General features: G+C 75.3%; 11 protein-coding genes. 4 read left to right on the top strand and 7 right to left on the bottom strand.

The window, feature by feature from the left end; all coding sequences use genetic code 11:
* The first annotated feature begins 251 nt into the window (after positions 1 to 251).
* Positions 252 to 899 (top strand): hypothetical protein, encoded by a 648-nt coding sequence (locus tag ABT263_RS21555; RefSeq protein WP_352292279.1) that lies wholly within the window; start codon positions 252 to 254, stop codon positions 897 to 899.
* 81 nt (positions 900 to 980) lie between these two features.
* Positions 981 to 1,859, top strand: a complete 879-nt coding sequence (locus tag ABT263_RS21550) for an alpha/beta fold hydrolase (protein ID WP_352292277.1) — start codon at positions 981 to 983, stop codon at positions 1,857 to 1,859.
* Here the strand turns inward: ABT263_RS21550 and ABT263_RS21545 are convergent.
* The 5 genes from ABT263_RS21545 to ABT263_RS21525 form a co-directional block, all read right to left on the bottom strand.
* A complete protein-coding gene (locus ABT263_RS21545) occupies positions 1,843 to 2,262 on the bottom strand; it encodes a PPOX class F420-dependent oxidoreductase (protein WP_352292275.1) in 420 nt (139 codons plus the stop codon). The genes ABT263_RS21550 and ABT263_RS21545 overlap by 17 nt on opposite strands.
* Positions 2,263 to 2,306: 44 nt before the next feature.
* Positions 2,307 to 4,130 carry an alkyl/aryl-sulfatase gene (locus ABT263_RS21540; protein WP_352292273.1) on the bottom strand — a complete coding sequence of 608 codons (1,824 nt, stop codon included), beginning with the start codon at positions 4,128 to 4,130 and terminating at the stop codon, positions 2,307 to 2,309.
* 125 nt (positions 4,131 to 4,255) lie between these two features.
* Positions 4,256 to 5,569, bottom strand: coding sequence for a D-alanyl-D-alanine carboxypeptidase family protein (locus ABT263_RS21535; protein ID WP_502885835.1), 1,314 nt, complete (start codon positions 5,567 to 5,569; stop codon positions 4,256 to 4,258).
* Positions 5,570 to 5,712: 143 nt separating this feature from the next.
* Positions 5,713 to 7,833 (bottom strand): choice-of-anchor A family protein, encoded by a 2,121-nt coding sequence (locus ABT263_RS21530; RefSeq protein ID WP_352292271.1) that lies wholly within the window; start codon positions 7,831 to 7,833, stop codon positions 5,713 to 5,715.
* Between the two features lie 134 nt (positions 7,834 to 7,967).
* A complete protein-coding gene (locus ABT263_RS21525) occupies positions 7,968 to 8,756 on the bottom strand; it encodes a TetR/AcrR family transcriptional regulator (RefSeq protein ID WP_352292269.1) in 789 nt (262 codons plus the stop codon).
* A gap of 93 nt (positions 8,757 to 8,849) precedes the next feature.
* Here ABT263_RS21525 and ABT263_RS21520 point away from each other — a divergent pair, with 93 nt between their 5' ends.
* Positions 8,850 to 9,704: a siderophore-interacting protein gene (locus tag ABT263_RS21520; protein WP_352292267.1), complete on the top strand. Its 855-nt coding sequence runs from the start codon at positions 8,850 to 8,852 to the stop codon at positions 9,702 to 9,704.
* 274 nt (positions 9,705 to 9,978) lie between these two features.
* Positions 9,979 to 10,950 (top strand): alpha/beta fold hydrolase, encoded by a 972-nt coding sequence (locus ABT263_RS21515; RefSeq protein WP_352292397.1) that lies wholly within the window; start codon positions 9,979 to 9,981, stop codon positions 10,948 to 10,950.
* An 87-nt stretch (positions 10,951 to 11,037) separates the two neighbouring features.
* On the opposite strand, the gene ABT263_RS21510 is transcribed toward ABT263_RS21515, so the two are convergent.
* Both ABT263_RS21510 and ABT263_RS21505 read right to left on the bottom strand, forming a co-directional pair.
* Entirely contained in the window at positions 11,038 to 12,513 is a 1,476-nt protein-coding gene (locus ABT263_RS21510; RefSeq protein ID WP_352292265.1) for a VWA domain-containing protein, read from the bottom strand.
* Positions 12,510 to 13,382, bottom strand: a complete 873-nt coding sequence (locus ABT263_RS21505; protein WP_329486104.1) for an AAA family ATPase — start codon at positions 13,380 to 13,382, stop codon at positions 12,510 to 12,512. The genes ABT263_RS21510 and ABT263_RS21505 overlap by 4 nt, the downstream gene beginning before the upstream one ends.
* Between the last annotated feature and the right edge of the window lie 446 nt (positions 13,383 to 13,828).

The following is a 13,828-nucleotide window of genomic DNA, read 5'->3' as shown; positions in this document are numbered from 1 at the left end:
CGCCACCCCCACCGGTTCCCACCACCCGCACATCACCCCGGAACACCACGCCCGGGAACGCGCCGGGGCCGCCGTCCGTCAGCGGGGTGTCGAGCCGGAAACAGGAGCGCCGCCCGCCGCCGGCGAAGGTGTCGGTGGAGGCCGGGGGTACCCGAACGGGGGAGCAGGTTTCGCGGCGGGGGCGGTCGTTGCGAAGCATGGGGACGTAGCGGTCGTCGGCCGCTGGACGCCGATCAGAAGAGGGAACTCCGGTGCGTGAACTCCATAGCTTCCCGAACCGTCCTGCCGAGGGTGCTCGCCGGGGGTGGTCCGGGCCGCGGGCCGTGGCGCTGGTGGCCGCGCTGACCGGGGCCGCCGTGCTGGCCGCGTGCAGCAGTTCGTCGACCAATCCGTCGGTCACCCGCTCCGAGGCCTCGACGCTGAGTACGGCGCCCAACCCGTCGTCGTTCTCCGGGGAGCCGCCGTCCGCGCTGGCCTCGACCGCGGAGTCGGCGCTCGCGTCGGCGTCGGCGGCCGCCGAGTCCGGCTCGGCCGCCGCCGCCTCGTTCGCGGCCTCCGCCTCGGCACAGGGCGAGCAGGCGCGGCAGAACGCGGCGGCCGCGCTGGGCACGCTGGAGAACGGCGGCAACGCGCTGGGCGACATCACCATCACCGGGGTGCCGCGGGCGCAGACCGGTGGGCTGCACGCCGTCGTGGTCACCATCACCAACGACGGGGTGAACACCGCCTCGTACGCGGTGCAGGTCGACTTCACCGACACCAGCGGGAAGACCGTGGACAGTTCGATCGTCGGCGCGGAGCACCTCGCCGTCGGGGCGCAGGCCTCCCCGGTCGCGTTCAGCCGCCGGCCGGCGGAGGAGACGCTGCTGCCGGTCGTGGTCAGGGCCGTCCGGTACTGAGCGGCCGGCAGGGCGCACCTCTTGCCGGGCGGGCTACTCGTCGGTAATCCTTGCTGACATCGCGTCCAGCAGAGGAGCCGCATGCCCGCCGACGTCACCTTCGCGCTGCCCGCCCCGCACGGACCGGGGGAGGTGACCGTCCGCTACCAGCGGCTCGGGTCCGGCAGCCCGCTCCTGCTGCTGCACGGCGTGGGCCACCACTGGCAGGCCTGGGAGCCCGTGCTGCCCGCGCTGGCCGAGCGGCACGAGGTGATCGCCGTCGACCTGCCGGGCTTCGGCGCCTCGCCCGCCCTGCCGCCGGGCGTGCCGTACGGGCTGGAGGCGGTGGTGCCGGTACTCGGCAGGCTCTGCGCCGAACTCGGGATCGAACGCCCGCACGTCGCCGGGAACTCCCTCGGCGGACTGCTGGCCCTCGGTCTCGGCCGGGCCGGCCTGGCCCGCTCGGTGACGGCGCTCGCCCCGGCCGGCTTCTGGACCGAGGCCGAACGCCGCTACGCCTACGCGGTGCTGGGCGGGATGCGGCTCGGCGCGCGGCTGCTGCCGCCGCCCGCCGTCGGCCGGATCGCCCGCTCCGCGGCCGGCCGCGCGCTCCTGGTCAGCTCCATCTACGCCCGCCCCGGCCGCCGGAAGCCCGCCGCCGCCGTCGCCGAGACCAGGGCGCTGCGCGAGGCGACCGGCTTCGGCCCCACCCTCGCGGCCGGCCGCGGGCTGCGGTTCACCGGGGCCGCCGGCGACGTGCCGGTCACCGTCGCCTGGGGCAGCCGGGACCGCATCCTGCTGCGCCGTCAGGGCGTGCGCGCGCTGCGGGAACTCCCGGCGGCCCGGCTGGTCAGGCTGCCGGGCTGCGGGCACGTGCCGATGAACGACGACCCCGAGCTGGTCGCCCGGGTGGTCCTGGACACCTGCGCCCGGGCGCAGGACCGGCCGGCCCTGCCGGAGCCGCTCAGTCCGTCAGCGTGATCCGGATGCCGACCGTGCCGCGCTCGCCGCGCCGCACCCGGCTGCCGAGCAGGGTGAGCACACCCAGCAGGCCGTACTTCTGCCGCAGCAGCGTCCGGTAGGCGGCGGTCCGCTCGGGGCCGAGGATCTCGGCGGTCGCCGGGAACTGCTCGCCGGTCGGCCGGCCCTTGACGTCGCACGGGCCGACCAGGACGTCGGCGCGGTTGCGGATCCGCTTGACCTTCCAGGAGTCGGTGACGGTCCAGACGCCCAGCGCGTCGCCGTCGCGGACCACCCAGACCGGGGTCGGTACCGTGCTGCCGTCCTTCTTGTAGGTGGTGACCAGCAGGTAGTTCCCGGCGGAGAGCCGGACCAGGCGTGCGAGCCGGTCCTGCGAGGCGGGGTCGGGGGTGGCGGCGCTCATGGCCGCATTCTAGGCCGCGCCGTGGGCCGGGGGAGTGACCGTCGTCAGGGGGTGACCACGGGGAACGCCCGTTCCGGGGTGGTGACGAGGGCGAACAGCCGCGGCAGCAGCCCCGGGTCGCCCTCGTGCCGGACGGTGTCGAGGGCCTGGCCGGCCAGCAGGCCGAGCAACTGCGGCCTGGTCAGGGTGAGCGTCAGCCCGGCCGGCGACCGGGGCGCGTCCCCGGCCGGGAACGACCGGTGGGTGAGGGCGCCGTGCCGCAGTGTCACCCGGTACCGCAGCCGCTCGTCGGTCAGCACCAGGTCGATGGTCAGCGCCTCGTCCCAGGCACGCGGCCCGTCGATCCGGATCGCGATCGAGTCGAGCAGCATGGCGGTGGTCAGGGCCGCCGTCATCCCGGGGGTGGCGGCGTCGAGCAGGACCGTCCCGGGGCCGTCCAGCAGTTCGCCCGCGGCCGCCAGGTAGAAGTTGCGCCAGGGGCCGTTCTCCGCGCCGTGGCCGAGCTGCCGGTAGACGCCGGCCAGCGCCTCCCTGGCCGCCCGGTTCGACGGGTCGGCGAACACCACGTGGTTGAGCAGGGTGGCCGCGAAGCGGAGGTCCCCCGAGTCCGCGTAGCCCCGCGCCTTGGCCAGCGCGGCCTCGCCGCCGCCGGCCACCTCGACGTACCGCTGCGCCTGGGCCACCGGCGGGTGCTCCCACAGGTGCGCCACGTTGCCGTCGAACCAGCCGAGGTAGCGCTGGTAGACGGCCTTGACGTTGTGGTTCAGCGAGCCGCAGTAGCCGCGCGCGTGCCAGCGCCGCTCCAGCGCGGGCGGCAGCCGCAGCTCCTCGGCGATCTCCGTCCCGGTGAGCCCGTCGTTGAGCCGGCGCAGGGTCTGGTCGTGCAGGTACGCGTAGAGGTCGCGCTGCTCGGAGAGGAAGGCGACCACGTTGTCGTGGCCCCAGGTCGGCCAGTGGTGCGAGGCGAACGCGACGTCGTACCGGCCGTGGAAGTACTCGATCGCCTCGTCCAGGTAGCGGGCCCAGATCCGGGCGTCGCGGACCACCGCGCCGCGCAGCGTCAGGATGTTGTGCATGGTGTGGGTGGCGTTCTCGGCCAGGCAGAGTGCGCGCAGGCCGGGGAAGAGGAAGTTCATCTCGGCCGGTGCCTCGGTGCCCGGGGTGAGCTGGAAGACGATCCGCACGCCGTCGACGGTCTCCTCCTGGCCGGTGCGGGTGACGTCCACCGTCGGCGGGACGAGCGTGATGGTGCCGGTGGAGGTGGTCATGCCGAGGCCGGCGCCGATCTGCCCGTCGGGGGCCTTCGGCAGCCGGTCGCCGTACATGAACATGGCCCGCCGGGTCATCGCGTTGCCCGCGTAGACGTTCTCGCTGACGGCGTGTTCCAGGAAGCCGGCGGGCGCGATGACCGGGACGCCCTCCTCACTGCCCGGCGGCAGGACGCCGCGGGCGCCGCCGAAGTGGTCGCCGTGCGAGTGGGTGTAGACGAGGCCGGTGACGGGCCGGTCGCCGCGGTGCTCCCGGTAGAGCGCGAGGGCGGCGGCGGCCGTCTCGGCGGAGATCAAGGGGTCGATCACGATCACCCCGCGCTCGCCCTCGACCAGCGTCATGTTGGACAGGTCGAGGCCGCGCACCTGGTAGACCCGCTCGGCCACCTCGTAGAGCCCCTGCCGGGCACAGAGCCGGGCCTGGCGCCAGAGGCTCGGACGGGCGGTGTCCGGGCAGTCGGCGGCGAGGAAGCCGTACGCGTCGTTGTCCCAGACCACCCGCCCGTCGGCGGCCCGGACCACGGCGGGCACCAGCGCGCCGAGGAAACCCCGGTCGGCGTCCTCGAAGTCCGTGGTGTCATCGAAGGGCAGGTCGGTCATCGCAGGCTCCGTTCCATCGGTGGTGTGCGGGCGGCGCCCGGCCGCACGCCGGGCCGGCGGAGCGCCGCCCGACGGACGACGCGGTCCGGACGGCCGCGGCCGGCGGCGCGGTGGCCGCCGGGGAGTCAGGCCCGGTGGTTGTGCAGCCGCCGACGGGCCGACCGCACCGTCGACCGCAGGGCGCGGGCCGCCCGCCGGCGGCCGCGACCGCCCACCGCCGTCGAGCCGCCCAGCGCGGTGGCACCCGTCCGGGCGAACGCGAGCGGGGCGGCGGCGGCCTCGACGGCAGCCGGGCGCAGCCGCAGCCGCCGGGCCCGGGCCCGGCCCGCGGACCACAGCGCCAGCGCCCCGCCGAGCACGAGCGTCGTCCACCCGGCCGGGCCGAGCGCGTGGTGGGCCTGCTCGATCGCGTGCGGCACGACGCCCGTCGCGGGGGCCTCGGCGGGGGCGGACGCGGCGGCGGCCGGCTCGTCCACCAGGTGGCCGACCGGTTCCACCCGGCCCGCCGCGGCGAAGCCCCAGTCGAGCAGGCTCGCCGCCTCGTCGTACACCTTGGTCTGCGACTCCGGGTGCATCACCGTCACCAGCAGGGTGCGGCCGCCGCGTTCGGCGGCGCCGGTGAAGGTGGCACCGGCGCCGGTGGTGTAGCCGTTCTTCACCCCGATCAGGCCCGGGTACTTGCCGAGCAGCCGGTCGGTGTTGGCGATGTCGAAGGCGGTGCGCTGACCGGTCGTCTTGTCCACCCCGCCGGGGAAGCGCGCGGTGCGGGTGGAGCAGTAGGAGCGGAAGTCCTGGTTGCGAAGCCCGGCCCGGGCGAACAGCGTCAGGTCGTAGGCCGAGGAGACCTGCCCCTCCTGGTCGTAGCCCTCGGGCGAGACCACGTGGGTGTCGCGGGCCTGGAGGGCCACCGCGCGGTCCTGCATCTGGGCCACGGTCCGGGCGAGGCCGCCGTTCATGTGGGCCAGGACGTGCACCGCGTCGTTGCCGGAGCTGAGGAAGACGCCCCGCCAGAGGTCCTCCACCCGGTAGGGCAGGTTCTCCTTGATGCCGACCAGGCTGCTGCCCACGCCCAGGTCGGCCAGCTCGGCCGGGGCGACCTTGTGCTCCAGGGAGCGGTCCAGCTTGGGCAGCACGGTGTCCGCGAAGAGCATCTTCAGGGTGCTCGCGGGCGGCAGCGGCAGATGGGCGTTGCGGGCGGCCAGGACGTCACCGGTGGTCGCGTCGGCGACCAGCCAGGACCGGCCGGTGAGTTCGACCGGCAGCGCGGGCGCCCCGGCCAGCGGGGCCACCTGGACGGCGGGGCGGCCCAGCCGCTCGCCGCCGACCACGGTGGTCGCGTCCTGCGCGACGGCCGCGGACGCCGCGGTGGCGAGCACCAGCGCGGCGGCGACGGCACCGGCCGCGGCCGGTCCTCTGACATGGTGTGACCTCTGCTGCACACCGCGAACGTACCCGCGGCGCGGCCGGGGCGCCGTGTGCGCTGCTCCGTCCGGGCCCCGGCACCCGGACGGGGCGGGCCGGCCCGGACGCGCCGGACCCGCCGGAGCAGAGGGCGCTCCGGCGGGTCCGGCGTACCGGGCGCCTAGCAGTCGTCGTCGTGGTGGTGCCGCTTGTTGGTGAGGTCCACGGTGACGCAGTCATCGGCGTCCACCCGGTACGGGCCGGTCACCGGGTCGTGCGGGAGCTGGTAGCCGTCGGGCGCGGCGGTCTCCTGGAGGTAGTACTGGCCGGCCGGCAGGTGCGTGAAGGCGCAGCCGCCCTCGGCCGAGGTGGTGCAGCCCGGGCCCGTGCGGGTGTCCGGGTTCGCTCCGCCGGTCTGCAGGCCGGCGACTCCGTTGGTCTCCCGCCAGAGCTGGAACTGCGCGCCGCCCAGCGGTTCGCCGGTCTTGGCGTCCCGCTTGGTCAGGTCGATCGAGCCGTCCGGCGGCGGCGTCGGCGAGGGGCAGTCGCCGGCCGTCACCTGGACGCCGGTGGTGGCGTTCTGGGGGGTGAGGATGAGGGGGCCGAAGACGGGGTCGGTGGGGAGGTCGTAGCCGGTGGGTGCGGTGGTTTCGCGCCAGTAGTAGGTGCCGGTGTCGACGGTGCGTCGGCAGATGCCGTTGGCGGGGGTGGTGCAGGTGGCGCCGAGTCGGGTGTCGGGGTTGATGCCGGTGGTCTGGAGGCCGGGGGTGTTGTTGGTCTCGTGCCAGAGTTCGAAGACGGCGCCGGCGAGGGGGGCGCCGGTGCTGGCGTCGGTCTTGAGGACGCGGACTTCACCGGTGACGGGTGGTTGGGTGTGGGGTTGGTCGGCCGCGGTGACCTGGACGCCGGTGGTGGCGTTCTGGGGGGTGAGGATGAGGGGGCCGAAGACGGGGTCGGTGGGGAGGTCGTAGCCGGTGGGTGCGGTGGTTTCGCGCCAGTAGTAGGTGCCGGTGTCGACGGTGCGTCGGCAGATGCCGTTGGCGGGGGTGGTGCAGGTGGCGCCGAGTCGGGTGTCGGGGTTGATGCCGGTGGTCTGGAGGCCGGGGGTGTTGTTGGTCTCGTGCCAGAGTTCGAAGACGGCGCCGGCGAGGGGGGTGCCGGTGGTGGCGTCGGTCTTGAGGACGCGGACCTCACCGGTGACCGGCGGGGTGGTGCAGGAGGGGAGGTCGCCGTTGAACGGGTAGGAGTGGAACTCCTGGCCGCCGCCCCCGACGGGGAGGCTGGTGTGGGTGAGCGAGCCGGTGGTGAAGAAGCGGCCGTTGATCCCCGCGAGGGTGACGGTGGTCAGCGAGGCCTGCCGGCCGATCAGGAAGCTGCCCTGGAACTGGCCGGTGCCGGCCAGGGTGACGGCGGTGGCGTCGGGGAAGTTCCACAGCAGGTGGTCGCGGTAGGCGTTGAGCGGGTCGTCGGTGTCGTTGATGCCGCCGCTGTAGGTGTTCAGGGCCCGGGTGGCGCCGAGGACGTTGACGAGGATCGTGGCGCCGGAGGGGATGCCGGCGAAGACGATGCCCTGCTGGCCACCGGTCGGCCCGGTGAGGTCGAAGTCGACGTTGAACACCTGGAGGGCCGAGCTGCCGTCCCCGGTGAACAGGGTCTGCCCGCCCTGGTTCACGGCGGTGCCGGTCGGGGTGCGCGGCGTGCCGCCGACGCGGGCGTAGCAGTCGGACGCGGTGGTGAGCTGGTCGCGCAGTCCGCTGTAGGGCCGGACGGCGTCGGGGTCGGTGACCAGGGTGCCGGTCACCGTGCCGGTGACCGTGCCCGCGTGCCGGACCACGCCGCCCTCGGCGACCAGGGTCTGGCCGGGGGCGATGGTGATGCCGCCGCCGGTGGTGAGGAAGTCGGCGCCGTCCGGCGGGGGGACCCGGGAGCCGACGCCGGCGATGCCGATGTTGTAGATGGAGCTGACGCCGGCCTCCTTGGCCTGGGCGAAGCTGTCGAGGACGACCACGCGGCCCTCGGCCTCGGCGGCGCGCCCGGCGACCTGGAACTGGTTGCCGACGAAGATGTTGATGCCGTTGTCCCGGCCGGTGAACGGGAGGTTGTTGATCGACGTCGGGTAGCTGGGCGGGCAGCTGCCCGGTACGCACGGGCCGAGGCCGCCGGGCAGCGGCGCCGCGACGGCGGGGACGGCCCCGGCGCCGAGGGCGAGGACCGGCACCAGGGTCGAGAGCACCGTACAGGGGAGAGCCAGGGCGCCGGCCCGGCGGCGGACGCGGGTGAGCAGTCGGTTGAAGGAAGACATAGTTGAAGCGTCCGGCAGCTTGTGCGAACAGGGTGACCGGTGGAGCGCCCGCCTACGCTGATCGGTGACCGGGCGTACCCGCTCAGACCAACCGTCACCTGGGCAGCGGACAGCGCCGGTGGGCCTGCCGGGCGCTACGACCGGGCGGCGGCCGCCTGGACACCGTCGAGGAGGACGGCGAGCCCGGTGCGGAAGGCCTCCCGGGTCCGCTCCTCCAGGTCACCGGCGCCGTCCCCGGCCTCGGGGGCGGCGCCGCCGCTCTCCAGAGCGGTCAGCAGTGGGAAACGCTCCGCGAAGTCCGGTGCGAGGGAGGCGAGTTGGGTGGACCGCGCGTACCACCACTCCTCGTCGGCGACCCCGGTGTCCACGGCCGCGGCACGGGCCTCGGCGGCGGTCCGGGCCATGCCGCGGACCAGCTGCCAGAGGGCGGCGACCACGCCGCGCAGCTGTCGGGGTGCCAGGCCGGCGCCGTCCAGGATCCGCAGCACCGCCTCCATCGCGCCCAGCTCGGCCGGGCCGAGGACCGGCCGGGCCTGGGAGATCTGCAGGACCCACGGGTGCCGCAGGTAGCAGGTGAAGGCCTCCTCGGCCCAGGCGGTGGCGGCGGCCCGCCAGCCCGCGGCGGGGTCGTGGCCGGTGGGCAGCTCGGCGAGCACCCGATCGTGCATCAGGTCGAGCAGCTCGGCCTTGCCCGGTACGTACGTGTACAGGGCCATCGCGGTGCGGCCGAGCCGTTGGCCGACCGCGCGCATGGACAGCGCGGCCATCCCCTCGGCGTCGGCGACCGCGATCCCGGCCGTCACGATCGCGTCCACGCTGAGGGCGGGCTTGGGGCCGCTGCGCCCGGTGCGCGGCTCCTCCGGCCCGCGCCAGAGCAGGGACATCGAGCTGTGGGCGTCACCCTGGCCCGCGAAGACGGTCACGGTAGCGAACTCCTTATGTCGTAAAGTATCCTCGTCGAGATAATCGCTTATGGCGTAAGGTTATCAGTGGAGCCGAAACCGGAGGGTCCGACGGTGGCATTGCCCGTCACATACATCCAGGTCGTCGCGGTCGAGCGGGTCACCCCGCGGACGGCCCGCATCACCTTCGAGGCCGATGCGCTCGACGGCAGCGTCGGCCGCAGCCCCGACCAGCAGGTCAGACTCTGCTTCCCCAAGCCCGGTCGGACCGAGCCCGTGCTGCCCGGCGGCGGCGACGATCCGATGGGCTGGTACCAGGCCTACCTGGCCGTCCCGGAGGACGAGCGGCCGTGGATGCGCAGCTTCACCGTCCGCGGCCGGCGGCCCGGCACCCGGCGGCTGGAGGTCGACTTCGTGCTGCACGGCGACGGCGGCCCGGCGAGCGCCTGGGCGGACCGCGCCCGGCCGGGCGACCGGCTCGGCATGGTCGGCCCCTCCGAGTTGTACGCCCGGCCCGTCCCGCTCGCCGCCGTCGTCGCCGGGGCCGACTGGGTCCTGCTGGCCGGGGACGAGACGGCGCTGCCCGCGATCGCCACCCTGCTGGCGGCGCTGCCCGCCGGGATCCGGGCGGTGGTGTACGCCGAGGTGGCCGACGAGGCGGAGCGGCAGCTGCTGGCCACCCCGGCCGACCTGACGGTGCACTGGGTGTACCGCGACGGCGCCGCCCCCGGCGGTCCGCTGACCGACGCGGTCCGCGCCGCCGACCTGCCCGGCGGTACGCCGTTCGCCTGGCTGGCCGGGGAGGCCTCGGCGGTCCGGGTGATCCGGCGCCACCTGGTGGAGGAGCGCGGACTGGCCAAGGCGTCGGTGGAGTTCGCCGGGTACTGGCGCCACCGGCTCACCCAGGACGACGCGCCCACCGCCGAGGACTTCGCCGACGCGCAGGAGAAGCTCGCGCAGGCCGGGTGAGCCACCCCGGGGCGCGGCCGAGGGAGGGGGAGATCCGGGGGTTCCCGCGGCGTTCCGCTGGGCAGGGTGGATAGCGACCGGTCGGACGTCATCCGTCCGGCGGCGATTCGGACGGCGTGAGGAAGCAGGGGTGGGCGACGTGACCAGGGACACCGGCGAGGCCTTCGGCGAGCGGACCGGCGGCGGGCAGGTGGGCGGCGGGCGGACCGGCGGCGGGGCGGACGGCGCCGCACGCGAGGCCGGCTCCGCCTACGGGGACCTCGCGTACGGCGACATCACGCACCGCGACATCGAGGTGAACGGCGTCCGGCTCCACCTCGCCGAACAGGGGGAGGGCCCGCTCGTCCTGCTGCTGCACGGCTTCCCGGAGAGCTGGTACTCGTGGCGGCACCAGTTCGCCCCGCTGGCCGCCGCCGGCTACCGGGTGGTCGCCCCCGACCAGCGCGGCTACGCCCGCAGCGAGCGGCCCGCGGCCGTCGACGCCTACACCCTGCTCCACCTGGTCGGTGACGTCACGGCCCTGATCGCCGCGCTCGGCGAGGGGCCCGCGGTGCTGGTCGGCCACGACTGGGGCGCACCGGTCGCCTGGTCGACCGCCGCGCTCCGCCCCGACCTGGTGCGGGGGGTCGCCGGGCTGAGCGTGCCGCCGCTGCCGGTCTCCGGGCTGCCGCCGCTCGCACTGTCCAGGGAGCGGTTCGGCGAGGGCTTCTACCAGATCTACTTCCAGCGGCCCGGGGTGGCCGACGCCGAGTTCGCCCGGGACCCGGGCTCGACCTTCCGCCGCGTCCTGTTCAGCGGCTCCGGCGACCGCCCCGGCGCCGAGCGGCCGCAGGCCTGGGTCGTCCCCGACGGGCAGACGCTGCTGGACACCGTCCCGGAGCCGGAGAAGCTGCCGGACTGGCTCACCGAGGACGACATCGCGGCCTTCGTCGCCGACTACGCCGGGCACGGCGAGCACGCCTTCACCGGTCCGCTGAACTGGTACCGCAACATCGACCGCAACAACGAACTGCTCACCGCCTTCGCCGGGCGCGGCATCGACGTGCCGGCGCTCTACGTGGCGGGGGACCGGGACATGGTGTCGGCGCTGATCGGCCCGGACGCGCTGCACGGGATCCTGGAGCGCCTCACCCCCAGGCTGTACGGGCACGTCACGCTCCCCGGCGCGGGCCACTGGACGCAGCAGGAGCGGCCGGCCGAGGTCACTGCCGCCCTGCTGGACTTCCTGCGCGGGCTGGACGGCTGACGCTCCGGGCCGGGAGGCTGACGCTCCCGCGGGCTCGGAACCGCCGCCGGAGCCCGCGCCCGGCGGCGCCGGCCGCTCCCCGGCCGGTCAGACCGGGAGCAGCCGGGCGATCAGCTCGCCCAGCCGGCGGGCGTTGCGGCAGGAGTGCATCTCCACCACCTCCGCGTACGCGGTCGCCGCCGAGTCGCCGCCGCCCCACAGCGAGGGCTGCTCCGGGTTGAGCCAGTACACCCGCCGCGCCCGCCCGGCGATCCGGCGCAGGGCGGACAGGTTCGGGTCGCGGTGGTTGTTGCGGGCGTCGCCGAGGATCAGCACGCTGGTGCGCGGGCCGACCGCGTCCAGGTGCCGGTCGGCGAACTCGCCCAGGGCGGAGCCGTAGTCGCTGTTGCCGTGATGGCCCATCACCTTGGCCTCGGTGAGGATGCGCCGGGCCAGCCCGGCCGGATCGGCCCCGCTGCCCGCCAGCAGCTCGGTGACCTCCGCGGTGCGGTTGACGAAGGCGAACACCCGGACCTTGCTGAACTGCTCGCTCATCGCGCGGACCAGCAGCATGGTGAAGTCGGCGAAGCCGGCCACCGAGCCGGAGACGTCGCAGAGCAGCACGATCTCCGGGCGGGCCGGCCGGCGCAGCCGGTAGGCGGGGCGCAACGGCACTCCCCCGGTGGACAGCGAGCGGCGCAGGGTGCGGCGGAGGTCGATCTGCCCACGGGCCGCGCGCCGCCGCCGGGCGGCCAGCCGGGTGGCCAGCTTCCGGGCCAACGGGTGGACGGTGCGGCGCAGTTCGGTGAGCTGGTCGCGGCCGGCCGCGAGGAAGTCGATCCGGTCGGCGCTGGGTGCGACGGCCCGTTCGGCGATCCGCTCGGTGCCGCGTACCTCGGCCACCCGGCGGCGGGCCTCGGTGCCGACCATGGCGCGGAAGGCCTGGACGCGGCGGCGGATCTCGTCGGCGAGGAGGCCGTCGGAGAGGTCGGCCGGGGTGTCCGCCGCGGTGCCCGCGCGCAGCGCCGCCAGGACGCGGGCCAGCAGGGTCTCGGGGGCGAGCCGGCCGAGGGTCTGGTGGGCGGACCAGCCGTCCGAGCCGGGTGCCGAGCCGGCGCCGTAGCGGCCGAACGCGGCCACCGCCTCGCCGGCCAGCCGGGCCTGGGCGGCCCGGTCGTCGGCGGCGAGGGCGGCGGCGAGGCGCTCGCGCAGGTCCGCGCGCACGGGGTCGGCCAGATCGCGGGCGGCGGCCCGGGCGTCGTCGGCGTTCTCGGGGCCGTCCGGGGACGGGCCGCCGCGGGCCGACTCCGGGGCGCCCACCCCGAGCGGGAAGAAGAGGTCGAAGGTGGCGTCGTAGACGGCCCGCTGTGCCTCGGAGCGCAGCAGCGCGGCGGCCAGGCCGGCCCGCAGCTGCTCCCGGTCGGTGAGGCCCAGCACGTCGAGGACGGCCGCCGCGTCGACGGTCTCGGCCGGACCGGCCCGCAGCCCGTGCCCGCGCAGGGCCCGGACCAGCCCGGTCAGCCGGGCCGCGAGGTCGGCGGCCCCGGTGGTCGCGGCCGCCGCGGGGGCGGGGCGGTCCGTCATGCCGGGGTGAGCTTCCGGGTGGCCTTCAGGATGTCGTCCTGGTGCTTGAGGATCACCCCGAGGGTGTCCCGGACCACCGCCTCGTCCAGGGTGTCCGCGCCGAGCGCGAGCAGGGTGCGGGCCCAGTCGATGGTCTCGGCCACCGACGGCGCCTTGCGCAGGCCCATCGCCCGCAGCGCGCCGACCACCCGGACGAGCGACTCGGCCAGCGTCGCGTCCAGGCCGGGGACCTTGAGCCGGACGATCCGGCGCTCCAGTTCGGCGTCCGGGTAGTCGAGGTGGAGGAAGAGGCAGCGCCGGCGCAGCGCCTCGGAGAGCTCGCGGGTGGCGTTGGAGGTGAGCAGGACGAAGGGCCGCCGGGTCGCGGTGATGGTGCCCAGCTCCGGCACGGTGACCTGGAAGTCGCTCAGCACCTCCAGCAGCAGGGCCTCGACCTCGACGTCGGCCTTGTCCATCTCGTCGATCAGCAGCACGGTCGGCTCGTCGCCGCGGATGGCGGTCAGCAGTGGCCGGGTGAGGAGGAACTCCTCGCCGAAGATGTCGGTGCGGGCCTGGTCCCAGCCCTCGTCCCGGCCGGCGGTGATCCGCAGCAACTGCTTGGCGTGGTTCCACTCGTAGAGCGCGCGGGCCTCGTCGATGCCCTCGTAGCACTGCAGCCGGACCAGGCGTGCCCGGTTGATCTCGGCCACCGCCTTGGCGAGTTCGGTCTTGCCGACCCCGGCGGGGCCCTCGACCAGCAGGGGCTTGCCCAGGCGGTCGGCCAGGAAGACGGTGGTGGCCACCGCGGTGGAGGCCAGATAGCCGGTTTCGGCCAGTTGGGCGGCCGCGTGCTCCGCCGACTCGAAGAACCCCGTGCCGTCGCCGCCCATGTGCCCCACTCCCGTCGGTCCGTCCGTGCAGCAGCACCCTACCGGCCGGTCACTTCGCCGTCCCGGGGCTCCGGCGAGCACGGGTCCGAATCCGGATCATCGACGGGTCGTCATACGCCCCGTCGATGATCCGTGACCGAATCGAAGGCGGGAGTCCGGCCAGCCGGTAGGTAGTCAGGAGGTCGCCAACGGCTACCGGATCCGCAACTCCTTCCGCGACCGCTGCCCGGTGGCCTGGTCGGGCGACACCTCCCCGGGCCCCAAGCTGACCCAGTCCGACTGCGTCCCGGAGTACGCGGACCAGGGCTGGGCACTCTGACGCCCGGCTGACCGGGTCCGTCCGCGGGCGTGGCGGTCCCGAGCAGGGGGGAGCGGGGGGGGGGGGGGGGGGGGGGGGGGGCGGGGCGGCCCCCCCGACCGCCCGCCGGAGCGCCCCCGCAGGGAGG

The organism is Kitasatospora sp. NPDC001603, from assembly GCF_040298365.1.
In the GTDB taxonomy this organism is placed as follows: domain Bacteria; phylum Actinomycetota; class Actinomycetes; order Streptomycetales; family Streptomycetaceae; genus Kitasatospora.
This window is presented reverse-complemented; position numbering and strand designations above follow the sequence as displayed.